This is a genomic window from Prodigiosinella aquatilis (genome assembly GCA_030388725.1).
GTDB lineage: Bacteria > Pseudomonadota > Gammaproteobacteria > Enterobacterales > Enterobacteriaceae > Prodigiosinella > Prodigiosinella aquatilis.
On the sequence record CP128857.1, the window covers coordinates 2,497,911 to 2,520,215 of the forward strand.

Sequence of the window (22,305 nt, forward strand, 5' to 3'; positions counted from 1 at the left end):
GGCATGTCTGATTTAGACAGTGAACGTATGCGATGCGGCCAGAGATGTCTGCTGAAGTTGTGAATCGTTCTCGGAGTACCCTGAAGCAAAAAGCCCCAAAGTATATGTAGTACCGCGCGTCAACATGATGTTATTGAGAGAGATAGTGCTGCTGGCGTTCGAACTGGTTGCCATCGCGCGCCATTTTGGTTTTTGATTGTAAGATGCTGCCACCCCTTGCCAGATACCTACCCAGGTATTGGAACCGGCCGGATTGAAACCAGACAACATATCAATTTTTGCTACCAGCGAGGTGGAGCCAAGTTTACTAACATCAACGGTTGATTTTGACGCCACAATATCACCACCGCCAATAGCGGGAATATATACGGAAGCCACGACATTAGTGTATTTTGACCACTCGCCTGAGCTATTCAACGGGCCTGCGCCATAACCGATGATATAGGATAACGTAGTGACATCCAGTCCATGGAAAGATTGCGAACCTGCCGGGCTGTTACCCGCCAGAGGGGCAGAATTCAACGCAGCGGAAGACCAGGGAATCGCGTCACCTGACTGCCAGATATAAAGGATATTGCCATAGGTATTAGGCTGGTTACCATTAGGACCATTATAATCAACGGTAATTTGATTAGCACTCACGCTGCCAGAATCGGTGGTAACAACAATATTTTGATCTGCGGTAGCAGCAGTGCCAAGATTTATTTGAAGGACTTTATCAACAGACATAACTATCTCCCAATATCAGTACGATGATACATGCAGGAACACTATGGACGACGATATAACAGCATCATCCTCATATGCCGTCTCCAGTATAATAGGTAAGGGAATCTTATTTTCTGAAGGCTTTAGTAAGTAAAGTCTCCATATTAGATAATTACAAACCTATTAATAAAAAAATTAATTTATTTTTAATTTCAATTAGTTAAAACCAAATAAATAAACAATCTTACATTCCAAAAAATAAGCATATAGTTTTCTGAATTATAATTAGTTAGATTAACTAAATTATTAATTGATATTTTACAAACTGATTTATTTTTCAAATTCATTAGGTTGAAAAGGTAGCGGTACAGGCTAGGCGTTTTAAATCCAGCGTTTCCACCTGTGGGCTATATCCACTGGCGTAAAGTCCCAGGGTATATTTTTGCCCTGCGGCGATGGAAAGTCCGTTGATTCCCGCCGTTCCCGTGTTCGAATCAATGGCGATGGCAGCAAACCATTTCGGTGGCATCACATAGGAAACGCTTCCCCCTTCCCAAACGCCAACCCAACTGCCGGAAGATTTTGCATAGAATCCGGGTAAAAACGAAAAATAGTAGGCGATCGAGCTGATGCCAACGAAAGTTGGTTTGATACTGCAACAACTGCTTTGGCTCACCTCCCGAGTGACTGAACCCACCTGAAGCGCGGGAATATAGGTGGATGCCACCACGTCGACATAGCTGGACCACCCATCCTCCGTTCGCTCTGGCCCTACTGAGTACCCCAAAATATAAGCGTTGGTGGAAATCTGCACGTTTTCCATATTTTGATCGCCATCCGGCAGATCAAGTAAAATCGCGCGCTGATCAATTGCCGGGCTGCTCCAGGGAATTTCGTCACTGGAAACCGGCCATAGAAAGACTTGATTCTGGAAACGATTAGGCTGGTTGCCCGTCAACGTTTTGTAGCTGAAATTCAGCAACGTCCCAGTGACAAGATTAATATTCAGTAAAACGGCTTGCTGGATAATTCCCGCATCCGATAACTGCACTACCGGTTCGGCGTCGTTCACCGCACTTGTTGGCTGATTCAACACCCGCTTTTTTACCAATGCCTCTGTTCGAATATTGAAAGGCAGCACCGCTACCGTGGCTAGACTCCCCGCTATAAAATGTCGACGATTCACGCTTATTCTCTCCACCACTGGCCTTTTATCAACATCAGGCATGGATGCTTATTATTTGATTATTACATGGTTTTCAGACTCTGCTAGAAAGCGCAGTTGATGGTGTTAAATGACGGTAAATAATTGATACCGGCGGTTGTCAGATTATTTCTGGCTTGAATTATCCCCTCTCCGTTTCAACCTATTGCCAGGCTTTCTGATAACTTTAAACGGCAACTCCGACATCGCCGCCCGAGCCACCGAACGCGGTGCTCCGACGTCAGCGATACTATCTTCGCGTCTGCGGTATCATTTCACTTGGAGCAGAAAATTGATTGGAACTACTGCTGGCTGTGATATTCAGAATTAGAAGTATCCTTATTGTGCATTGCCGGCCCTGCACAAACGATTTGCTGGCGGCGCATATACTTAACGAAGTTGCCGGTTTTGCAATCTGACGGCAAACAGCATCACGGACAAAATGAGTAAAACAGCCAGGCTCGCCATCGCCATACCGTCACCCACCGAGCCTTGCTCGAACTGTCGCCAGACAAACACAGAAACGGTTTGTACCCCTGCGGGGGCAAGCAAGAGCGACGTGACCAGCTCTCGTGATGCCACGGTGAACACCATCATCATCGCCGCCAACAAACTCGGCCAGACCAACGGTAGCATAATTAACCGCAATGCCTGCGCCGCACTCGCACCGTGTACTCTGGCGGCAGCTTCCAGATTTTCACCAATCTGTTTGATCGCCGCGCTCACATAACGCACAGGATAAGGCAACAGCAGACAGCAGTATGCCAGCAGCAGAATTCCCCACGTGTTGTAAGGCGTAACCGGCCAGAAACTACGATTCCAGGCAAGGATCAAGCCAACGCCAACGACGATACCCGGCAAGGCAGCGGGAAACAGCGACAGTGCGTCAATCCAGGCGGCAAAGCGGATGCGTTGCGCGACGACAAGCCAGGCAGCGAGGAGACCTACTGCACCAACAATCAGGGCAGTGATTATCGCCAGGCTGAGACTGGTTGTCAGCGCGCCCAGGGCATCCCCCTGCACATCAAACAGCACGATAAAATGCCTCAGGGTGATGTTGTCCCAGGTTAGCCCACCAGAAAGCGTGCGCGTGAAAGCCGTTGCCAGCATTGAGGCTAACGGCACGCCAACAGAGACCAAAGCAACGAGGCTGAGCAGAAGAATAGCCGGGTAACGCCCATAACCCAGAGATCTCGGCACTACAGCGGTGGGTTTTCCCGAGGTTGTCTCCACATTTTTTCCGGCGATGATGGCCCGTTGTACACAGTAGGCGCAGCAGGCAATGACTACCAGAACGACTGAAAGCCCCGCGGCACCTGGCATATCGATAGGCCAGTCGGCTAAACGTTGTTCGATGCCGGTAGTCAGCACCGCTACCCCGCTGCGGCTGCCTAATGCGGCCGGTACGCCGTATTCTTCAATTGCCAGAGTAAAAGCCAGTAACAGGCTTGATGCCATCGCTGGCAGTGCCAACGGGAGCGTGATGCTGAAAAATGCACGCCAGGGACCCGCTCCGTGTACTCGCGCCACGTCCGCCAGTCGGCTCCCGCTGGCTGCCATGCTGCGGGAAACAGCAAAATAAACCACCGGGAACACATTCAGCGTCATCACCATCACCAATCCTGGCAGAGAAAACAGAACGTTGTTGAAGTCGACCAACAACAGTTGTTGAACGTAACCGTGTGATTGCAGCGCCAACATCCACGAAAGCGCAGCCAGATATGGCGGAAACAGGAAAGGGATCAAAAACAGCACATCCCACAGTGCGGCACAAGGTAGAGCAAAAAGGCCACGTAGGGTGCCAAGCGGAATACCCACCAACGCGCTGCCCAATGCCACGCCGAGACCGAGCTTAAGCGTTCCACTTAGTAATACGGGGAACTGTGAGTCATGGAAAATGCGAGCAAAGGCGCTGAATGGTGCGCCAAAGGAGCCACTGTCCAGATGGGGGAAAATGGCCTGTAGTAATACAAAAGTAACAGGCACCACCACCAACAGCAGCAAAGCACTGCCGGTAAATAGGGGTAGCAGCGTATTTTTATTCATTTCAGAAGCCCTATGCCGACGGGATGTTCCGCCGGCTCATTACAAGGAAGATAAAGACACGCGCTATCGTCGACTTATTTGGCGGCAAACAGGGTGGCAAATTTATCCAGAACCAGCTTGCGATCGACCGAATTAGCGGCTTCTGCGGGTAAGACTTTCAGTGAGTTAAACAGCGGCCGTTTGGCAACAACATCATCTCGGGCTGGCATTAACCAGGTATCAGCGACCAGTTTCTGACCTTCCGGAGACAATACATAGTCGATAAAGGCTTTTGCCTGTGCCGGTTCTTTACTGCTTTTAAGGATCATCATTGGGCGTGGGGCGATCACCGTGCCACTGGCAGGGAAAATCACTTTAATCGATTCCCCTGCTTGCATGCTGTTATACGCAACATAGTCAACCGCGCCAAACACGGCGGCTTTTGCGCCCTGCAAGACCGGTGTAAGCGCTTGGGCATTCGGCCCCGCAATGATCATACCGTTGGCCTTGAGTGCGCCAAACAGTTTCCATGCTTGCTCACTGTATGCATTTTGCAAACCTATCAACAAATCCAAAGATGTGCCGGAAAGTGAAGGGTCTGGCATAGTGACCTTATCTTTAAATGCCGGTTGGGCGAGGTCTTGCCAATCTTTTGGCTCCGGCGTGCCGCTTTTGGTGTTCCAGACAATACCCAGCGCAGATATCCCCTGAGCGACATAATAAGGCGTTTTAAAAGCTGCCGGCACATGCATAGCGTTAGGGCTTTGATAAGGTAGCAGCCAGCCACGTTTCTCCAGACTTGAAGCCGTATCCCAGGAGGCGGAAATCAACACATCGGCGCGTGGATTAGCTTGCTCGGCATCCAGACGCGCCATGACCTTGCCGGTGGTCGCCTGAAAAACCTCGACCTTAACGCCAGTTTGTTTTTCATAACCAGCCACCAGTTTTTTAGCCAGAGAACCAGGGCCTGCGGTATAGACAGTCAACGCCTGTGCGTTAGCCGCTGCCAGTGCAAAAGTGAACGTCATTGCAGTAAGTAGACCTGTTTTGATAAAGGAAGGTTGACGAGTTTTGTTTTTAAATGTGCTCATTTAGTAATTCCACTAAAGGTTATGCAACAAAAGGAGTGACTCGGGAAACAACGTCCAGCTGATCGATTCGTTCAATCGCGCCTTGATTCATATGGGCAATGCTGTGAGCTAAAGTTTGTGCTTCATGTGGGTCATGAGTGACATATACTGCGGTGGTGCCCAATTGCCGTAATAACGCCGCCATCTCTTCACAAAGACTTTCGCGCAGATTGCGATCAAGGTTGGATAACGGCTCATCGAAAAGTAGAATTTGAGGTTCGGCAATGATGGCGCGCGCCAAGGCCACGCGTTGTTGTTGACCCCCCCGAAAGTTCTGCAGGTTGACGCTGAGAGAAGTCGGCCAGCCCCACGCGATCGAGAGCTTCCAATACACGCAACCGACGTGATTTGGCCGTGACGCCACGCATTCGCAACGGAAATGCCACATTTTGCGCCACCGTCATATGCGGCCATAGAGCATAGTCTTGAAAAACCATCCCCAGATCGCGTTTTTCAGGCGGCAGGCTGAAACGGCCATCGACGACTTTTTGTTCGCCAAAAAAAAAAGGCGACCTGCGCCAGGATGCAGCAGCCCGGCCAGCAGTTTTAACAGCGTGCTTTTACCGCAGCCGGAAGGACCAAGCAGCGCCATAATGGTGCCTTTGGGCACCTCAAGACAGATATTGTTCAATACAGGATTGGCGGAGAAATAATGGAAAACATTTTCTACGCGGATCGCAGCAGGGGGCGTGAAGCCGTTTTCACTCATTGTGCGACCAAAGCGAAGGGAATTCCGCGGTTGGATGCACGGGCGAGCACCACCGGCCAAGGGGCTGGTTTAGTCATAGGTACTATCCTCTTTGGGATTTATTGTTAGCTGCAAGTCTAGTGATGGTTTATTGCACAAATATGACGATATCTGGGTAGCGGTTTAATGGTATAAAAAAGGTGCGCACCGAGAATCTTCTATCTAATTTATTGATTAATAATACCATTTACCTTTTTGGTCATGTTCGTTGCGGTACCTGGGCCGCGCAGATCCATCACTTTCTGGAGAGCTCATGAAAATCATCGTTATTGGCGCAGGCATGATTGGTGCTTCCCTGACCTGGGAACTGACACAGGCCGGTCTTTCCGTTACGTTGTTTGATGCTTCTGATGCCGGTAAAGGTACCAGCGCCAATTCCTTCGCCTGGATAAATTCCCATAGCAAGCCACCCGTTGCCTATCATCGACTCAATGCCTCGGGTATGCAGGCGCACCGAGAATTAGCCGAACGATTTGGGCATGCACCCTGGCTTAATCTGACCGGCTGCCTGGAATGGCGTGCAACCGATCAGCAGCAAGCGATGAAAGATAATCTGGATGAACTCCAGCAATTGAATTATCCCGCTGAATGGATCAGCGCCGCACAATTGCAGCAGTACGAACCTGATATGCGGCTTGATGGCGAACAAGGCATCATTGGCTGGTTTCCCTCTGAAGGCTGGGTTGATACTCAGCAATACATCCAGCGACTTCTTCAGTCCAGCGCGAGCGTTGGGGCAAAAATAGTAACCGGCAACAAAGTCGTTGAAGTGATACATGAGAAAAGCATTGTTACAGGAGTTAAAACGGCTGACGGCCATATTCACTCTGCCGACATGACTATCAATGCCAGCGGTCGATGGTCAGATAAACCACCGTATATCAATACATTGGCAACAAAATTGGCACCTACCACCGGGATATTGATTAGCGTTCCTGCCGAATATGCGCCAGTGAAACACGTGTTGGCCGCGCCGCTGTTTCACTGCCGTCCTGATGGTAATGGCGCCACGTTGATTTGTCCCAATGAAGGCGTCTATGACATCGATGAAAGCACACCTGCGACACGGATAAACGAGCTGGCTCAGGATATTCTGCAAAAGGCCAGCCCGGTGTGGCCAAAACTTGCTTTGCTGAAACCCGAGCATTATCAGGCGCGCATGGGTATCCGCGCTTTACCGATCGATGGCTATCCGATTGTTGGCCCGACGGAGGGAGTAACAGGATATTATACGGTAGTCACACACAGCGGGGTGACACTGTCACCTTTACTGGCTCGACTGGTCACGCAAGAAATAATGGGACAAACGATGGAGGAGTTGTCACCTTACCGCCCACAACGTGCTTACTGAGGTAATTTGCATGCACCATAGAAAGCACGTCTGAGGATACCAATGTTTGAATAGCCGCATTGGCTGCTATAAGGTCCTGAGCTTAACAACATTCAAACTCAATCATATAAAGTTCGGTGATCCCAGGATAAATATCAGCGATCACCGCTTTCAATTCTGGCAAGGTCATGTTTTCTTGCCTGGCGTGCGATTCGTCCAGGCGGTCATAATTGATTGGCTTAACCGACTTTACCGTGATATCACAAAAAAATTGGTTATCTTCATAGCGAGCCACCCTGACCTTATCGCCCGCTACATAATCTGCGTCGCTTTTATCGCGCAGAGTGATGGTTTTGCGTCCTGCAATGATGTCGGCTTCAAAACGGCTGTAGAAAGTAATGTTTTTCACGTAGCTCTCTCTTGGGTGGCTGTGAATATTTTCCATTGTAAAGCGAATCTCGCGAAATAGTGCGTAACGATAGCCCCCAGAGCAGTAAAACAGTTTCCCCTGCCAGATCCGGCTCAACCTCATACGCCATGCCCTTGACCATGATGCAGGCATCGATTCCCGCTTTGCGGTGTTCAGGCTCCCAGGCAAAGCGACAGAACTGCCCCCGGTTGCACATATCGCGGCCCCCCTCGGGTGGCAACTATTTTTAATACGACAGGCGACTGTCCATCTCCATTGGTTGAAATGTGGTGGTAAATAGACAGTCACATGGGGATTAATTATTTTTCCAGCTGGTGGACACCGGGTTTATCACGGTGTTTTTTCCCTGGGTATAAGTGCCATTCTGTTGGGCAATGGCTTCGCCAGTATCAACAATCGCGTTCTGAATAAACACGTTTTGCTTTTCTCCTCGAACGAAGGTTAACTGATGAAAGGCAGTTTTATTACCCCAGTCACTGGAAGGTAGCGAAATGAAACGCACTGTGAAGGTTTCATCATCGAACTTGCCCTGCATGGAGTAAACACCATAGTGGTTTTCACCCTGTGAAATGATTTTATAGACGCCGTTATCGTAATAATAAATCTCGGCATCGGGAAACGGTTTTTTGTCGTACATTTTACGGTAATGCAGCACCTGCTTAATGGTGGGCTGACCGAAGTTGACGGTCAATTTTTTACTATCTGCTGAGGTCGTCAGCCCTTCAGCGTGAGCACTGCTCATGAGCATTAACAGACTTGCGGTTGCCATTGTGATTACTTTCACTTGAATTCTCCTGGTCTGGTTCTATGGATGATGTACGTCAACATACTGAAACTACCCCACAAATCCTCACGGCTGCAAATTTCTATATGGGTACCGCATGCATAAAGGGCAGGCAGATCTTACCTGTTTACGGGCAGAGCGAGACCCACTGGCAGCAGAAGATTCTGTACTGCCACACGGATAGCCACTTCCGTCTGCTGCGCGGCAAAATCCCGGGCACGTAAGCGAAGGCTGATGAGCGTTTTGTAACATGCCATCATCGTTTCCGCCAGTGCCTGTTCTCTCCTATCAATTCGCCGTTTGTTTTTGTTTTAGCGCTGGAGTGTCGGGGCGTACTGACCCGGTTGTTTTGGGGATCACGGCCAGCGTAGCTGTGGCCACAAAACATTTCCTGTCCCTCAGTTGGGTCTAATTAACGGTTCACGTTCGGACGTTGGCTGGAAGGCCTTTTAACACCGGACAGCCCGTTACCGTCACCGTGGAGCGTGGACGGCCGGTGATTGAGGCGGAACTGAGGATCTGACAGGTAAAAATGACGATCCCGGCGCAGGGGACGGGATCGGTTTTAGCTACTTGCAAGTTCACTCTTTTCTTTTTCTAACCATTCTTGATGGTTTTTAATTGTCAGTTGATACTGTTCATCACTGTAATATTCTGTGGGCGATATATTATTTCCAACGCCTTGCACTATGTTTGGTGATCCTACATCCTCTCCCCAAAGCATCCAAAATTCATTCAGTTTAAGAAGACCGTATACACAGTCATCAGGCAATTCCTGCATCATTAGGCATAGTGCAAGATATCTCCATTTTCTGCGGGATAACTTGAGATCTATTATGTTTAATGGACGAACGCCCGGCTGCTGACACACAGAGAACACCGCCGTATAACGCCGGGAGGACGGCCATTTACCCCCGCGCGCACCGAACGTGATGAAGGCAGATCGCGGCAGGGACGCGGCGCTCTGCCAGGCACGGAACAACTCAACCCACAATTGCACCGCTAACTTTACGGGCTTTCCGGCGGCTCTGCTGCTCCGTCTGGCCCTGCGAACAGCGTGGTAATATCCCGTGAGCCATGCAGCAGCCTTTCTACACGCACTTCTGTATCAAGCACACTGAACACGATAAGGTAGCGTCCGTAAGCACAGCTTCTGACGCACTGCCCCAGCTCCGGCCTTTCTCTGTAGATGACCGGTGTCTCTGCTATCAGCAGGCATTGCTGGTACAACTCTTCCATGAAGCTCACTGCCCGTACCGGATTATCCTGCGCGATATAGTCACCGATGGCTTCCATATCCTGCTCTGCCAAAGGCGATATACCCAGTTTCATTACGCTTTACCGCCTTCGGCCTGATGCCGGTATTTCTGCGACAGACGGCCGAACACCTCCTCCGCACTTTTGCTTTCACCGCTGTTTATCCCTGCGCCGACCGCTTTTTGTAGCGATCCCAGTTTCATTTGCTGCTCCCGTTCTTCCAGTGCTCTGAGTCCTGCACGGATCACCTCACTGGTGTTGTTATACCGTCCGCTTTCTATCTGTTCACGGATGAACGCTTCGAAGTAAGGGCTGAGTGCTATGCTGGTTGGCATGGTTATTTCTCCATCCGGATTACTATCAGTTATTAACTGTTAGTATACCGCTTCATTCTTCTTCGGCAACGTCCGGCCTGTTTTCTGTCCGCTGTTCCGCCGGGTGCGTACTCGCATGCACCGCCGATAACGCCCTGATCGAGACTTGCGTGTAAAGTTGCGTGGATTCGATACTCGCATGGCCCAGCATCGCCTGTATCCACCGGATATCCGCGCCGTTCTCCAGCATCTGTGTCGCCATTACATGCCGGAACAGGTGACAACTTCCCCATGGTGCTATTCCCGATGCCTTGATGTAATGCCCGACAGTGTTGGTGATACCGTTCGGCGTCAGACCCGCTACCACGTCCAGTGCCACGAACAGCGCCTTGATGTCGGGATTGGCCAGCAGTTGCGGCCTGAACGCGCCCGGTTTCAGGCTATCAGTCTCAAGGGGAAGTGGCTCACCGAGGCCGGATTTACCGACGGGATGCCGTTAAAAATACGCATCATGCCCGGCTACATAGTCATCACCGCCCAGAACACCCGCGAGCCGTGGCACTGTCTCGAAGGCCTCAGCATCGAACCCTTTGACCCGGACGCCGTCGCCAACTGGCTCAACCATTACCCCGGCGGCCTGAGGTTCGCCGAGTAACCGACGTCACCCCCGGCCATCGTACCGGGGGTTTTTGTTTTAGCGCGGGGTGTCGGGCATCGCCCTAACCGGGTGGTTTTGTCATTACCGTCATGCCGACGGTATGACAAAACATTTCCTGTCCTACAGTTGAGTACGGTTTAGTAATCAGCGTGATATATAACTTTATATGTACTTCCTAGCTCTTTCTGAAGAAGCTCAGCTAATTTATAACCATCATCAATAAATCGCTTTTCCTCTTCCATACTGTTAAAACCAGACGATGCCGGATCATCTGTATTGAGTATGGCATCATATCGCTTTGCCCAAGCGTCAAGGTTATCTTTTAACTCCAAAGATATCGGCAACTCGTCGGGGGATATGTCCCCGAAATCATCTGGAGTTGTTCCCCATAATGGATGGCAATGATAATCAGCCATTAACTTTATTTCTTTCATTTTACTGAGCCTCGCAAATTAGCTCCCACTACGTATCCATTATTTCCTACAGTAACAGCAATATTATATTTTTTACCGTCGATCATGGTTTCGTAAATTGGACGGCCAGCTCCAGTACCCTGATAACCAACAATTTTACCGTCAGTAACAGCCTTCATTACGACATCGGGAATACGTGCCTCTGATACGCCAATTTGTGCAAATTGGCTACCATGCTCTTCCACTATATGTTGCAATCCTGATTTTGAATTACCTTTCTCAAGGAAGATGATTTTTCCACTATTATCCTTTGCCGCACCAACAACATTTTCAGGTGTAAATTTAATACCCTGAGTTGTCATTTCTTTGAATAATGATTTAGTTGTTAAGCTATTTTTTGCTATCGCAATCAGATCCTTACCCAATACCCCCAGAGATGTTAGCGCTGCTTGATTCTCCGGATCTGATGCGTATGATGCAAAACTCATCCAGCCGGGGCTGTTTACATCAATATTAACCAGATCCTGACTATTCCACTGCTGGACATAAGCTTTGGCTTCTTCGCTGCTCATCACATCCACGCCAGGAATACTGCCCAACCAACCGGGCCTTTCTGCCATCTCAATGCCGCCCTGAGCCAGTTCTTTATCAATAACTACGGCTTCCAGTGGGTTATCTTTCAGCTTCTGATCGGTTTCTGCACTTTGCTTATCACTGATTTGTTTCCACTTATCAATAACTGTCTGGCAGTCACCACCCGATGCTTTACACGCCTGCATTTCTTTGTCGAATGCAAGGGACTGCGTCGCACTCAGATAGTTATTCTCCACCGCATTACGACCCACCTGGGCACCGCTGGCCGCGCCGGTAGTATCTCCCGCCGCCAGGCCAGATGCCAGCCCCGAGGCCACTGTCGCCAGCGCGCTTACCGACTGTTTCTCCTCTTCCGTCAGGTCTTTCGTTTCCTTGCCCGGATACAGATACCCCATGATGCTTCGCGCCGCCAGCTCTCCACCAGCCGCACCCACTGCACCCGCGGCTACATTCTGCCCGGACAGCTCAGCTACTACCGCACCCACCACGGCGTGGCCCATCGCGTTCGCCGCCATATCCGATGCCGTCGCTTTGCTGCCGTCCTGCGGCATCGTGGCCTCTTTCACCAACTGCGCCAGATACGGTGCCGACGCCCCCGCTAACGCCTTCTGGATATCGCCGCCCGCCAGCGCCGTCAGCGCCGCCGTTGCTGCCTGAGCCGCCCGCTGAAAATCCCCTCCCGTGCCATAATCCTTCATCGCCGCCTTATAGGCCGGGGTCTCCGTCAGCGCCTTTTTGTACTTTTCCCACTCTTTTTCCGGCGCATCATCCGCCGGGCGGTTGACTTTCGACTCGCCGCTCGCTTCCGCCGCTTTCTCCGCCTTGATGGCGCCCTGCGTACGAACGATGTCGATGGCCTGCCCGCCAATTTCTCCTATCAGTTGCGCCGTTTGCAGCCGTTTTTGTTCCTTCTCCTTGTCAAATATTGGGCTCAGCGCGTTGTTGGCATGCTCGACGTCGTGGCTGAGTGTCGTCACATCCTGCGTCTGCTGCGCCTGATTACGGACTGTCAGCGTACCGTCGCTGACCGCTGAATAGGTGCTGCTGCTGGCGTTGCCGCCACTGCCCATCGCCATCAGCGCCGACGGTGCCGTCAACGCCGCCGATTTCAGCATATCTGTACCACTCAGCGACGGGCTGGCACTGAGTCCGATACCCGTATGTGATACCGAGAACTCGGCTTTATTGCCGATATCACTCCAGCCCAGCGTACCAGTATCCAGCCGGTTTTTGTCTGCACTGTCTCGAAGGCCTCAGCACTGAACCCTTTGACCCGGACGCCGTCGCCAACTGGCTCAACCATTACCCCGGCAGCCTGAAGTTCGCCGAGTAATCACCCTCACCCCCGGTCACCGCACCGGGGTTTTGTTTTAGCGCGGGGTGTCGGGGCATGGTCTTGACCGGGTGGTTTTGGAGACACAGCCAACTGGCCGTGGCCACAAAACATTTCCTGTCCGGGCGATGAAGCTCTTTCAGGCAACCGCTGTCGCAACTCACGCTGAAGGGCAACTGGCTGGAAGCCGCAGGATTTGGGACCGATACCCCGGTCGTCATCACCGTTGAACACGGGCAACTGCTGATCCGCATTGTGGCTGAATGACGGATAAAAAAATCCCGGCCTGTCTTACGGGCCGGGATTCTTGCTGCTAATGAGACACAGACAACTCATATAAACGAGTTCTTAATTCATCAAAGATATCATTCTCAGCCTGTAGCATTTGTCCATTTTTACACAACACAAGATCATTCAAAGATCCCATACCACCGTACAAATTAAGAATTCTATAAATCGCATCTTGCGGATCATCATCAATGTAGGTACACAGTCGCAGTAATATATTTGACCAGTCACTCATATTACAGTCGGCCAATAAAAACGCCATTTCACTTAATACTTCTTTAATTTCAACAGATTTTATCATTTCAAAGACTCTTTAGAGATCACCTCAACTCCGGGTAATTTCCACGGTGTTGGTATCACAACCTGCTGAGTTCCCCCAACATAAAATCCACTTTGGGAACCAACCTCACCGACATAGTATTTAGTTCCGGCAGGGATTTTAATTCCAAATGTGGTATCTATAGGCGATTTATCCCCAGTAGGCCATACAGGAAGTACCGCTTTATCAATTCGTGTTTGAATTACACTTGTCGGTTTCTCAAAACTAAAGTATTGCCCGAAAGGAGTATCACTCACCCCTGCTCGATACAAAATTGTATCTTCAGTAAAGGTTCTTTCCTGATAACGTCCACCGGCGAATGTTTCCGCCATTGAAGGTTTCAATGGGCCGGGTTTTATTGCTGAATACTCTCCAGAGTCTAAAACTGACATCGTTCCCTTACTATCGGGAACCGTCGTTTTCATCCCATACACACCGGCCAGTGCCACCGTAATAGCATGAGCCGTCATGACGGAATCATACTGCGACGCCACCTCATCCCAGCCTTTTCCGGTCGCTTTCGCTATGGCAGTGATGGCCGCATCACGGGTGATACTCCCTTCATCCAGCCCTTTCAGGATAGCGCTCGCATTGGCCGCATCCTGCGAGTACAGGTCTTTGTAAATCAGGTTATAGGTGACATTGCCGCCATAAGTATTCAGCGCCTGCCGCGCCTGTGCCACCAGTGCCGAGCACGCCCCACCTGACTTGTTGCCCTGCGTACAAATATCACGAATGGCCTGATCACGGTCTTTGTCCAACTGACGGGTATCAGCCAGCGCAGCGCCCGTCCGCCGATAGGGACGATTCGGTCTTTTCTGCCCTTGCCCTGCCTCACCGTTACCGTCCGACGGCTGGCGTCCACGCTGTAGACATCCAGCTTCGCCGCCTCACCTCTGCGCAGCCCCGTTGACCACAGCAGCTCCATCAGCGCCCGGTCACGGATGCCTTGCAGGGTCGTGAGGTCGGGTAGCGACGCTCACCACCACAACTAGTTAGGAGTAGTTGATATGGCTGAGCAGCATCATAAGTCACAACCCGCCACACCCCAAGCATTACGACGCCTGAAGGTCGGCTATGTCAGCCGCCGTCACGCTGACCGCAACGACATGACCCGCTATTACCGCCGCAGCCCCAGCCTGCACCTTACAGGCAACTGGCTGGAGGCGGCAGGATTTGCGACCGATACCCCGGTCGTCATCACCGTTGAACAGGGGCAACTGGTGATACGCATTGTGGCTGAGTGACAGGTAAAAAAATCCCGGCCTGTTTTAAGGGCCGGGATCATTGAGTTTATTTTGGATATGAGATTGCAACCTTATATTCGTCGCAGATAAATCCCTCATCAGCTTTATTATGAGGGGTTCTATCCGTTGAAAAATACCTTAATATCGGCTCTTCCTTTTTTATTTTCAGTTGTAAAGATTGTGACATTTTTTTAGAAAAGAATATCACTTGCTCCATGTTAGACCATCCATCTGATATCTCTTTCACTGAGTTACCTTCAGCAAGAGAGAGCTCAATAGCGTGGTCTATATAAGGTGATTTAGTCATTTACTTACCCAAGTCTATTTTATCTATCAATTTCAATTGGCTATTGTAGTCTTTTATAAAGTACTGAGTAGCGCCGCCGGGACCCAACAATGGATTAGCCATTACTTGACCAGAAGGAATTCTTATATCACTAGTAATCTCATAAATTCCCATTTGAGGGCGGTATCCTAACTCTGGATGAGGTGATACTTGTAGATTTTAAATATTGATTCTCTGCTAAATCCTGCATCTAGTAATGTATCCCATGAAGTATAATAAGACGATTGTCCAGGTATTCCGCCGTATACTCTGCTACCAGCAGGTAAAGTAACCATTCCCCATTCATCTGCCTTATATCCCCATTGAATCTGATCAGATTTCGCAATGTGAATATCAAAATTAGACGACTCCCGCGCCTTCTGGCTTTCCGCGATATTGGCTTTGATACGATCTGCCATTGATGTCGTGGTACTAGTCGCTTCAGATGACTTGCTAACGCTGTTTGTACCATAGAACCCAGCCGGTGTTGCCGTTACAGCCTGCAACTGCATCGCTGTATCATATTGCGACGCGACTTCACCCCAGCTTTTCCCTGTCGCTTTCGCTATGGCAGTGATGGCCGCATCACGGGTGATGCTCCCTTCATCCAGCCCTTTCAGGATGGCATTCGCATTGGCGGCGTCCTGCGGGTACAGGTCTTTAAATATCAGGTTGTAACTGACATTGCCGCCATAAGTATTCAGCGCCTGCCGCGCCTGTGCCACCAGTGCCGAGCACGCCCCACCTGACTTGTTGCCCTGCGTACAGATATCACGAATGGCCTGATCACGGTCTTTGTCCAACTGACGGGTATCATCCAGCTCTTTCGCTTCGTCCAGTGTTAGCGTTCCTGCCTTCTCTTTACGCTCCAGAACCGTTTTCTTCTCGGCTTCTGTCGCACTCAGATAGTTATTCTCCACCGCATTACGACCAGCCTGGGCACCGCTGGCCGCGCCGGTAGTATCTCCCGCCGCCAGGCCAGATGCCAGTCCTGAGGCTACTGTCGCCAGCGCGCTTACCGACTGTTTCTCCGCTTCCGTCAGGTCTTTCGTTTCCTTGCCCGGATACAGATACCCCATGATGCTTCGCGCCGCCAGCTCTCCACCAGCCGCACCCACTGCACCCGCGGCTACATTCTGCCCGGACAGCTCAGCTACTACCGCACCCACCACGGCGTGGCCCATCGCGTTCGCCGCAATATCCGATGCCGTCGCTTTGCTGCCGTCCTGCGGCATCATGGCCGCTTTCACCAGCTGCGCCAGATACGGTGCCGTCAACGCCGCCGATTTCAGCATATCTGTACCACTCAGCGACGGGCTGGCGCTGAGTCCGATACCCGTATGTGATACCGAGAACTCGGCTTTATTGCCGATATCACTCCAGCCCAGCGTACCAGTATCCAGCCGGTTTTTGTCTGCACTGTCTCGAAGGCCTCAGCATTGAACCCTGTGACCCCGACGCCGTCGCCAACTGGCTCACCCATTACCCCCGGCGACCTTAAGTTCGCCGAGTAACCGACGTCACCCCCGGCCATCGTACCGGGGGTTTTTGCTTTAGCACGGGGTGTCGGGCATCGCCCTGACCGGGTGGTTTTGTGGACACAGCCAACTGGCCGTGTCCCCAAAACATTTCCTGTCCGGTCAGGCTGTGAAGATATACAAGGAAAAAAATCCCGCCAACTGTGGGCGGGGTTTCTAATTAACCTTTGCAGCGACTGAATGCTAACCGTAACCCTGCACCGATTTCGGCAGGGGAACTATCAACAGAAAGAATGACATCTTCAATACCATCACCTTTCGTCCTTCCCCATGCTTCCAGTTTTTCATGGCGTGTTGGTGAAATAGTGATAACGTCATTCACACAATGGATGCCACATTTTTTCATATCTTTGAACAAAGCTTTTTTGGTCTTATAGCCATATTTTTCCATCAACATAGCTATCCAGGCCGAATACTGTTCTTCACCTTTTTCATGGTTAAAAAAAGAACCATATTCCTCCATAGTTAATGTTCTGCTATTTGATAATGCTATTAATATAGTTTCGCCAACACACTCATTCTCTACACTTGGCTGTAAAAGATGGGAAGGGAAAAGAGGATCACTTCCGACCATTCCTAATCCTGATTGAGTTTCAATAAGTAGAAACTTATCAGTACAGTAACAGCTAACCCAGTAGTCCTGATTTTTATTAAATTTCATTATTTCACCTGTGTTACCTTAACTGTTACGCCTTTGTTCTTACCATACTCAATGGCCCTGTTAATCTCTGTCCATTGAGCACTTGTAGTAGCAGTTGGTACGGCTAATTGAACCTCTCTACTGGTTATCATTGAAGAATCTAGTGTTCTTCTTGAAAGTGTATAAGAATCAAATTTAGCCGCTGCATCAATATTTCCCTTAATAGAGCTGTACACCTGATTAGGATTAGCAAGTTTAGCCATCGTCTGTGTATCCATTGATTTAGCACTCACTGCTGTTCTCGTCATAGGATCATAATAATCGAAAGTCTTGAAATTCTGCGGCAAACGCGCATTTTCAGGCAATGCCTTACCAACATAATCCTCCCACGGCATCCCTTGCTTTATATTCCCCTGCCCCCACTGCATACCTATTTCTGATGCGCTGACGGTCGCTGTTGCTGTATTGCGGCTCATAAACGATATAGCCGCTTTTGTCACATCCTTCGCCAACAATCCGCCGGAGACCAGCATAGCCTGGTTTTCCGGGTCAGATATGAATGCAGCATACTTCACCCACTCGGGGCTGCTGGTGTCGATCCTTGCCAGATCTTGGCTATTCCATTGCTGAACGTAGGCTTTTGCCTCATCGCTGGTCATAACGTCCACGCCGGGGATATTACCCAGCCAGCCTGGACGTTCTGTCATCTCAACGCCGCCCTGCGCAATTTCTTTATCAACAACCACAGCTTCCTGAGGGTTATCTTTCAGTTTTTGATCAGTTTCGGCACTTTGCCTATCACTAATTTTCTTCCATTTATCAATGACAGCCTGGCAATCACCGCCAGATTTCCGGCACTCCGAGAGTTCTTTATCGAAGGTCAGAGACTGATCGGCACTCAGGAAGTTATTCTCGGTCGCATTACGACCCGCCTGGGCACCGCTGGCCGCACCGGTAGTATCTCCCGTTACCAGCCCGGAGGCCAGTCCCGAGGCCACTGTCGCCAGCGCACTTACCGACTGTTTCTCCTCTTCCGTCAGGTCTTTCGTTTCCTTGCCCGGATACAGATACCCCATGATGCTTCGCGCCGCCAGCTCTCCACCAGCCGCACCCACTGCACCAGCGGCTACATTCTGCCCGGACAGCTCAGCTACCACCGCACCCACCACGGCGTGGCCCATCGCGTTCGCCGCAATATCCGATGCCGTCGCTTTGCTGCCGTCCTGCGGCATCGTGGCCGCTTTCACCAGCTGCGCCAGATACGGTGCCGTCAACGCCGCCGATTTCAGCATATCTGTACCACTCAGCGACGGGCTGGCGCTGAGTCCGATACCCGTATGTGATACCGAGAACTCGGCTTTATTGCCGATATCACTCCAGCCCAGCGTACCAGTATCCAGCCGGTTTTTGTCTGCACTGTCTCGAAGGCCTCAGCATTGAACCCTTTGACCCGGACGCCGTCGCCAACTGGCTCAACCATTACCCCGGCAGCCTGAAGTTCGCCGAGTAACCGACGTCATCCCCGGCCCACGCCGGGGGTGTTTGTTTTAGCGCAGGGTGTCGGGGCATGGCCCTGATCGGGTGGTTTTGTCATACCGTCGGCATGACGGTAATGACAAAACATTTCCTGTCCGGATGATGAAGCTCTTTCGGGCAACACCACCGCTCAGATTCAAAGGCGGAGGAGATGAAGATGGCACTCAGAATCTGACCACTAAAAACGACGATCCCGGCGCGAGAGCCGGGATCGTTAATAATTACGATTCATATTTTATAGTGTGCAACCAAATTAATTTCCATAATAAAACAATCGAAAAAAACATAATAAGTAACACAGCCTTGACATCCAAATAAAAAAAGTAGTCAAGGAAATTTCTTTTCTCAACAAAAACTCTCTTAAAAAATCGAATTCATTAGCATTAGATTTTTTTACATAAAAAAATCGGCAATGTAAAAATAAAAAAATCATGCCCAGCAGGCCGATGCAGTAAGAGATGATATTTTCAACAGGCTCATTCATCACCCATGCCAGCGCTATCCCCATAATGCATGACATAAGAAAAAATGAGGCAGAAAAATTCGCCAACGGACTAGAAAAGAAAAAAATCCTATCCATAAAGACAAAAACACCCTTCATGTCATTGAATTTTATTTCATTTTTAAAATAAAAATAAAACTGACACAAGCAAAGAAGAAAAAGAAAAAATACCATACCTGATGCAAATAATATTTTCATTTCCCATCCTTATTGAATTCGTATTTATATATTTCCTTACCTACCTTGCCATTGCCATTGCCATTGCCATTGCCATCTACATCAACACCCTTAATTTCTTTCGAGAAACCACTCCAGTCAATAGACGGCCCAACCCCAATAGAAATACCAACTCCATCTTTCCCCGATGTTATCCCTAAAGATCCCACTCCCAATCCTACATCAATGGAATAATCTTTATTTGTTGATATAACTCCCGGTAAATAAGGCCCAAAATCGAATCCTACAGTTGCACCACCTCGCAGTCCAAATGTCGGGCTGAAACCGCCATTCAGGGCAAATTTATCCTTATCTACAACTCCTTCAGCAAATACGCCCAGTCCAATTCCCGCAGCCCCTTCCGCCTTCGCTGTAGGGGTTATCTTATATTCATCGCCAATGGACGGCCCTACACCATTCGCCAAATTGCTTTGCGCCTTTATTCTCTCTTCTACTGAAGCCCCATTCTGAGCCAGATAATTATCAAGCGACGTTGCCGCAGCACCGTATGACTGGGTAGATGGTTGAAGTAGCACTCAGAGGCTGATCGGTAAAAACAACGATCCCGCCGAGGGGCCGGGATCGTCGTTAACTTTAAATAGGCTCACTTGTTTCTAAAACTGCTTCTTCATATCCTTCAAGATTACTACTTAACCAATTTTCGTCCTGACGCTTCACATGGAACTTAACTACTGCACCAAATTCATCATGGGAAATAATCACATTTAATTTCTGAGCCTGATTGTCCTTTTTCCAGCAAACTAATATTTGCTCACAAAATAAAAAGGAGTAATCCAGATACCGTTCAGATACGTAATCATCAATGTGGAAAGAGTTTACAAAACATTCAACCCCTGTTCTGTCAGGAAAATTATCTAACCCTTGATAATTCTTGTATAAAGAGCGCAAAAAAACACAGCCGTCATCTTCTACAAAACCACCATTAATCCATGACTGCAAATCATCAGGAAGAGATAGCCCCCTCCAATCGGCACGTTTCATTTCCTTTTTCATCAATTGATTACATTTCATTTCTTCTCTCCTAAATACTGAGTCATCCCTTTATTAATAGCCTTTCTAAATGATGGATCATTCAATAGATTATTTACCGACTTAGGTGCATCGGAGAATGAATCCGTCTTAGGATCATAAAGATACTTGTTATCCTTATTATCTTGATAATGTAGCTGTCCGGCTCTTTGTCCTGGTGCCGGATTTTCAACATCTATTCGTTCTTTACCTACACCTTTCCATATAGTTTTACTGGACGTCTGAACTCAATTAGCCCCCAACATATGTCCATCAGCCAAATAAGCCAAATCATTTTTATTTGGCCCATCCGGGATCGGCGTCGTGGTGGTGTTTCCCGCAGTAGTTGGCACCCCCTCCGTATTACCGGTATCGCTGGCACCATTTCCCTCTGACTGGTCCGGGGTTGTCAGCGTGGTGGCTGTGTTCTCTGTCGGGGCCGGGTTTTCCAGCTTGCCACCGGTCGGGTCTTTATCCGCTATCGGTAATTCGGTATGTCCCGGCCCACGGATGCCATCACGTACCGCACACTGCTCACGAGTGCCTTCACAACTGCCACCCATATCCTCATCATCAGCGTTCCCACCGCCCTGACGAACGCCTTGCCCCACCGCTCCCGCCATCGCAGCCGCTTCACCCCCCACAACCACTGGTATGGGTGGCGCGAAGAAGTTATTCTCCACCGCATTACGACCAGCCTGGGCACCGCTGGCCGCGCCGGTAGTATCTCCCGCCGCCAGGCCAGATGCCAGCCGCACCCACTGCACCAGCGGCTACATTCTGCCCGGACAGCTCGGCTACCACCGCACCCACCACGGCGTGGCCCATCGCGTTCGCCGCAATATCCGATGCCGTCGCTTTGCTGCCGTCCTGCGGCATCATGGCCGCTTTCACCAGCTGCGCCAGATACGGTGCCGTCAACGCCGCCGATTTCAGCATATCTGTACCACTCAGCGACGGGCTGGCACTGAGTCCGATACCCGTATGTGATACCGAGAACTCGGCTTTATTGCCGATATCACTCCAGCCCAGCGTACCAGTATCCAGCCGGTTTTTGTCTGCACTGTCTCGAAGGCCTCAGCATTGAACCCTTTGACCCGGGCGCCGTCGCCAACTGGATCAGGCATTACCCCGGCGGCCTTAAGTTCGCCGAGTAACCAACACCACCCCCGGCCCGCGCCGGGGGGTTTGTTTTAACGGTAGGGTGTCGGGGCATCGCCCTGACCGGGTGGTTTTGTCATACCGTCGGCATGACGGTAATGACAAAACATTTCCTGTCCGGGGGCTGAAGTATTATCGCCGCTCAGGTTCAAGGACGGCAGGATGAAGGCAGCACGGAGAGTCTGACCGCTAAAAACGACGATCCCGGCGCGAGGGCCGGGATCTTGCTCAAGGCTGGTAATCCTCATATTCCCAGGCAAAAACACGGGAGAGCTTCTGCGCGATCTCCATCCAGTCGTCACCTTCGCACTGATCGATATAGTCTGTGATGGTCTTTTTAATTTCATCCAGATCGTATTTACGAACCAGCAACGTGTGCCGCATCAGTTCTGGCAGCCATTGATGCTTGCACAGCCACTCGGGAGAACATATATACACATCAAAGTTATCTCCACCTGATGAATCAGCAGTACCTATCGTTAAAGTTAACGTTATCGAAATTTCGTCAACCTGAGGTTGATAAGTATTGAAGTCATGGTGCGCACAATCAATATTTTTAAGTATTGCTTTCATTTT

General features: G+C 50.0%; 31 protein-coding genes and 3 pseudogenes. 5 read left to right on the forward strand and 29 right to left on the reverse strand.

The genetic code is table 11. From position 1 onward, the window contains the following. Positions 1-12: 12 nt before the first annotated feature. From PCO85_11610 to PCO85_11635, 6 genes are all read right to left on the reverse strand, one after another. Positions 13-729 (reverse strand): hypothetical protein, encoded by a 717-nt coding sequence (locus PCO85_11610; GenBank protein ID WJV51922.1) that lies wholly within the window; start codon positions 727-729, stop codon positions 13-15. 325 nt (positions 730-1,054) lie between these two features. Then, on the reverse strand, positions 1,055-1,894 hold the full coding sequence (locus PCO85_11615) for a hypothetical protein (GenBank protein WJV51923.1): 840 nt from the start codon (positions 1,892-1,894) through the stop codon (positions 1,055-1,057). A 408-nt stretch (positions 1,895-2,302) separates the two neighbouring features. Beyond that, positions 2,303-3,958, reverse strand: a complete 1,656-nt coding sequence (locus PCO85_11620; GenBank protein ID WJV51924.1) for an iron ABC transporter permease — start codon at positions 3,956-3,958, stop codon at positions 2,303-2,305. A gap of 74 nt (positions 3,959-4,032) precedes the next feature. After that, entirely contained in the window at positions 4,033-4,965 is a 933-nt protein-coding gene (locus tag PCO85_11625) for an ABC transporter substrate-binding protein (protein ID WJV56065.1), read from the reverse strand. A gap of 82 nt (positions 4,966-5,047) precedes the next feature. Next, positions 5,048-5,455: an ATP-binding cassette domain-containing protein gene (locus tag PCO85_11630; protein WJV51925.1), complete on the reverse strand. Its 408-nt coding sequence runs from the start codon at positions 5,453-5,455 to the stop codon at positions 5,048-5,050. A 12-nt stretch (positions 5,456-5,467) separates the two neighbouring features. After that, a complete protein-coding gene (locus PCO85_11635; GenBank protein WJV51926.1) occupies positions 5,468-5,776 on the reverse strand; it encodes an ATP-binding cassette domain-containing protein in 309 nt (102 codons plus the stop codon). A 292-nt stretch (positions 5,777-6,068) separates the two neighbouring features. Between PCO85_11635 and PCO85_11640 the strand changes: the two genes are divergently transcribed. After that, positions 6,069-7,166 carry an FAD-dependent oxidoreductase gene (locus PCO85_11640; GenBank protein WJV51927.1) on the forward strand — a complete coding sequence of 366 codons (1,098 nt, stop codon included), beginning with the start codon at positions 6,069-6,071 and terminating at the stop codon, positions 7,164-7,166. A gap of 82 nt (positions 7,167-7,248) precedes the next feature. Here the strand turns inward: PCO85_11640 and yqfB are convergent, their stop codons facing one another. The 8 genes and pseudogenes from yqfB to PCO85_11680 form a co-directional block, all read right to left on the reverse strand. Further along, positions 7,249-7,554 (reverse strand): N(4)-acetylcytidine aminohydrolase, encoded by a 306-nt coding sequence (gene yqfB, locus PCO85_11645; GenBank protein WJV51928.1) that lies wholly within the window; start codon positions 7,552-7,554, stop codon positions 7,249-7,251. A 70-nt stretch (positions 7,555-7,624) separates the two neighbouring features. Continuing rightward, positions 7,625-7,786, reverse strand: a pseudogene (locus PCO85_11650) (hypothetical protein). A gap of 84 nt (positions 7,787-7,870) precedes the next feature. After that, on the reverse strand, positions 7,871-8,344 hold the full coding sequence (locus PCO85_11655; protein WJV56066.1) for a hypothetical protein: 474 nt from the start codon (positions 8,342-8,344) through the stop codon (positions 7,871-7,873). A 134-nt stretch (positions 8,345-8,478) separates the two neighbouring features. After that, positions 8,479-8,619 carry a hypothetical protein gene (locus tag PCO85_11660; GenBank protein ID WJV51929.1) on the reverse strand — a complete coding sequence of 47 codons (141 nt, stop codon included), beginning with the start codon at positions 8,617-8,619 and terminating at the stop codon, positions 8,479-8,481. Positions 8,620-8,924: 305 nt separating this feature from the next. Further along, positions 8,925-9,230 (reverse strand): DUF2247 family protein, encoded by a 306-nt coding sequence (locus PCO85_11665; GenBank protein WJV51930.1) that lies wholly within the window; start codon positions 9,228-9,230, stop codon positions 8,925-8,927. Between the two features lie 137 nt (positions 9,231-9,367). Next, complete coding sequence (locus PCO85_11670; protein ID WJV51931.1) at positions 9,368-9,691, reverse strand: type II toxin-antitoxin system RelE/ParE family toxin; 324 nt, start codon at positions 9,689-9,691, stop codon at positions 9,368-9,370. Continuing rightward, the gene (locus PCO85_11675; protein ID WJV51932.1) at positions 9,691-9,951 is read right to left on the reverse strand and encodes a type II toxin-antitoxin system ParD family antitoxin; all 261 of its coding nucleotides are present in this window, start codon (positions 9,949-9,951) and stop codon (positions 9,691-9,693) included. The genes PCO85_11670 and PCO85_11675 overlap by 1 nt, the downstream gene beginning before the upstream one ends. A gap of 52 nt (positions 9,952-10,003) precedes the next feature. Continuing rightward, positions 10,004-10,351 (reverse strand): annotated as a pseudogene (locus PCO85_11680) (tyrosine-type recombinase/integrase). Between PCO85_11680 and PCO85_11685 the strand changes: the two are divergent. Then, a complete protein-coding gene (locus tag PCO85_11685; protein WJV51933.1) occupies positions 10,343-10,585 on the forward strand; it encodes a SymE family type I addiction module toxin in 243 nt (80 codons plus the stop codon). The pseudogene PCO85_11680 and the gene PCO85_11685 overlap by 9 nt on opposite strands. A gap of 140 nt (positions 10,586-10,725) precedes the next feature. Here PCO85_11685 and PCO85_11690 read toward each other — a convergent pair whose 3' ends face one another. Both PCO85_11690 and PCO85_11695 read right to left on the reverse strand, forming a co-directional pair. Then, on the reverse strand, positions 10,726-11,022 hold the full coding sequence (locus PCO85_11690) for a hypothetical protein (protein ID WJV51934.1): 297 nt from the start codon (positions 11,020-11,022) through the stop codon (positions 10,726-10,728). Continuing rightward, positions 11,019-12,710, reverse strand: a complete 1,692-nt coding sequence (locus PCO85_11695; protein ID WJV51935.1) for a VENN motif pre-toxin domain-containing protein — start codon at positions 12,708-12,710, stop codon at positions 11,019-11,021. The genes PCO85_11690 and PCO85_11695 overlap by 4 nt, the downstream gene beginning before the upstream one ends. Before the next feature lie 368 nt (positions 12,711-13,078). On the opposite strand from PCO85_11695, the gene PCO85_11700 reads away from it, so the two are divergent. After that, positions 13,079-13,195, forward strand: a complete 117-nt coding sequence (locus PCO85_11700) for a SymE family type I addiction module toxin (GenBank protein ID WJV56067.1) — start codon at positions 13,079-13,081, stop codon at positions 13,193-13,195. Between the two features lie 46 nt (positions 13,196-13,241). Here the strand turns inward: PCO85_11700 and PCO85_11705 are convergent, their stop codons facing one another. The 3 genes and pseudogenes from PCO85_11705 to PCO85_11715 all read right to left on the reverse strand — a co-directional run bounded on the left by PCO85_11705 (position 13,242) and on the right by PCO85_11715 (position 14,508). Beyond that, on the reverse strand, positions 13,242-13,517 hold the full coding sequence (locus PCO85_11705; GenBank protein WJV51936.1) for a hypothetical protein: 276 nt from the start codon (positions 13,515-13,517) through the stop codon (positions 13,242-13,244). After that, a complete protein-coding gene (locus PCO85_11710) occupies positions 13,514-14,296 on the reverse strand; it encodes a hypothetical protein (protein WJV51937.1) in 783 nt (260 codons plus the stop codon). Before PCO85_11710 ends, PCO85_11705 begins: the two co-directional genes overlap by 4 nt. 11 nt (positions 14,297-14,307) lie before the next feature. Next, positions 14,308-14,508: pseudogene (locus PCO85_11715) on the reverse strand (tyrosine-type recombinase/integrase). A 37-nt stretch (positions 14,509-14,545) separates the two neighbouring features. On the opposite strand from PCO85_11715, the gene PCO85_11720 reads away from it, so the two are divergent. Continuing rightward, positions 14,546-14,782, forward strand: a complete 237-nt coding sequence (locus PCO85_11720) for a SymE family type I addiction module toxin (protein ID WJV51938.1) — start codon at positions 14,546-14,548, stop codon at positions 14,780-14,782. A gap of 46 nt (positions 14,783-14,828) precedes the next feature. On the opposite strand, the gene PCO85_11725 is transcribed toward PCO85_11720, so the two are convergent. The 8 genes from PCO85_11725 to PCO85_11760 form a co-directional block, all read right to left on the reverse strand. Next, positions 14,829-15,089: a hypothetical protein gene (locus PCO85_11725; protein WJV51939.1), complete on the reverse strand. Its 261-nt coding sequence runs from the start codon at positions 15,087-15,089 to the stop codon at positions 14,829-14,831. A gap of 167 nt (positions 15,090-15,256) precedes the next feature. Beyond that, complete coding sequence (locus PCO85_11730) at positions 15,257-16,402, reverse strand: VENN motif pre-toxin domain-containing protein (GenBank protein WJV51940.1); 1,146 nt, start codon at positions 16,400-16,402, stop codon at positions 15,257-15,259. Between the two features lie 403 nt (positions 16,403-16,805). Next, the gene (locus PCO85_11735) at positions 16,806-17,306 is read right to left on the reverse strand and encodes a contact-dependent growth inhibition system immunity protein (protein ID WJV51941.1); all 501 of its coding nucleotides are present in this window, start codon (positions 17,304-17,306) and stop codon (positions 16,806-16,808) included. Next, the gene (locus PCO85_11740) at positions 17,306-18,577 is read right to left on the reverse strand and encodes a VENN motif pre-toxin domain-containing protein (protein ID WJV51942.1); all 1,272 of its coding nucleotides are present in this window, start codon (positions 18,575-18,577) and stop codon (positions 17,306-17,308) included. Before PCO85_11740 ends, PCO85_11735 begins: the two co-directional genes overlap by 1 nt. A 497-nt stretch (positions 18,578-19,074) precedes the next feature. Beyond that, positions 19,075-19,521, reverse strand: a complete 447-nt coding sequence (locus tag PCO85_11745) for a hypothetical protein (protein ID WJV51943.1) — start codon at positions 19,519-19,521, stop codon at positions 19,075-19,077. Then, positions 19,518-20,075 carry a polymorphic toxin type 25 domain-containing protein gene (locus tag PCO85_11750; protein ID WJV51944.1) on the reverse strand — a complete coding sequence of 186 codons (558 nt, stop codon included), beginning with the start codon at positions 20,073-20,075 and terminating at the stop codon, positions 19,518-19,520. The genes PCO85_11745 and PCO85_11750 overlap by 4 nt, the downstream gene beginning before the upstream one ends. Before the next feature lie 58 nt (positions 20,076-20,133). After that, entirely contained in the window at positions 20,134-20,571 is a 438-nt protein-coding gene (locus PCO85_11755; protein ID WJV51945.1) for a hypothetical protein, read from the reverse strand. Between the two features lie 245 nt (positions 20,572-20,816). Beyond that, on the reverse strand, positions 20,817-21,326 hold the full coding sequence (locus tag PCO85_11760) for a VENN motif pre-toxin domain-containing protein (protein WJV51946.1): 510 nt from the start codon (positions 21,324-21,326) through the stop codon (positions 20,817-20,819). On the opposite strand from PCO85_11760, the gene PCO85_11765 reads away from it, so the two are divergent. Further along, on the forward strand, positions 21,314-21,655 hold the full coding sequence (locus PCO85_11765) for a hypothetical protein (GenBank protein WJV51947.1): 342 nt from the start codon (positions 21,314-21,316) through the stop codon (positions 21,653-21,655). The two genes, PCO85_11760 and PCO85_11765, sit on opposite strands and share 13 nt — an antisense overlap. 106 nt (positions 21,656-21,761) lie before the next feature. On the opposite strand, the gene PCO85_11770 is transcribed toward PCO85_11765, so the two are convergent. Both PCO85_11770 and PCO85_11775 read right to left on the reverse strand, forming a co-directional pair. Beyond that, positions 21,762-21,977 (reverse strand): hypothetical protein, encoded by a 216-nt coding sequence (locus PCO85_11770; GenBank protein ID WJV51948.1) that lies wholly within the window; start codon positions 21,975-21,977, stop codon positions 21,762-21,764. After that, positions 21,958-22,302, reverse strand: coding sequence for an immunity 8 family protein (locus PCO85_11775; protein WJV51949.1), 345 nt, complete (start codon positions 22,300-22,302; stop codon positions 21,958-21,960). The genes PCO85_11770 and PCO85_11775 overlap by 20 nt, the downstream gene beginning before the upstream one ends. Positions 22,303-22,305: the final 3 nt, after the last annotated feature.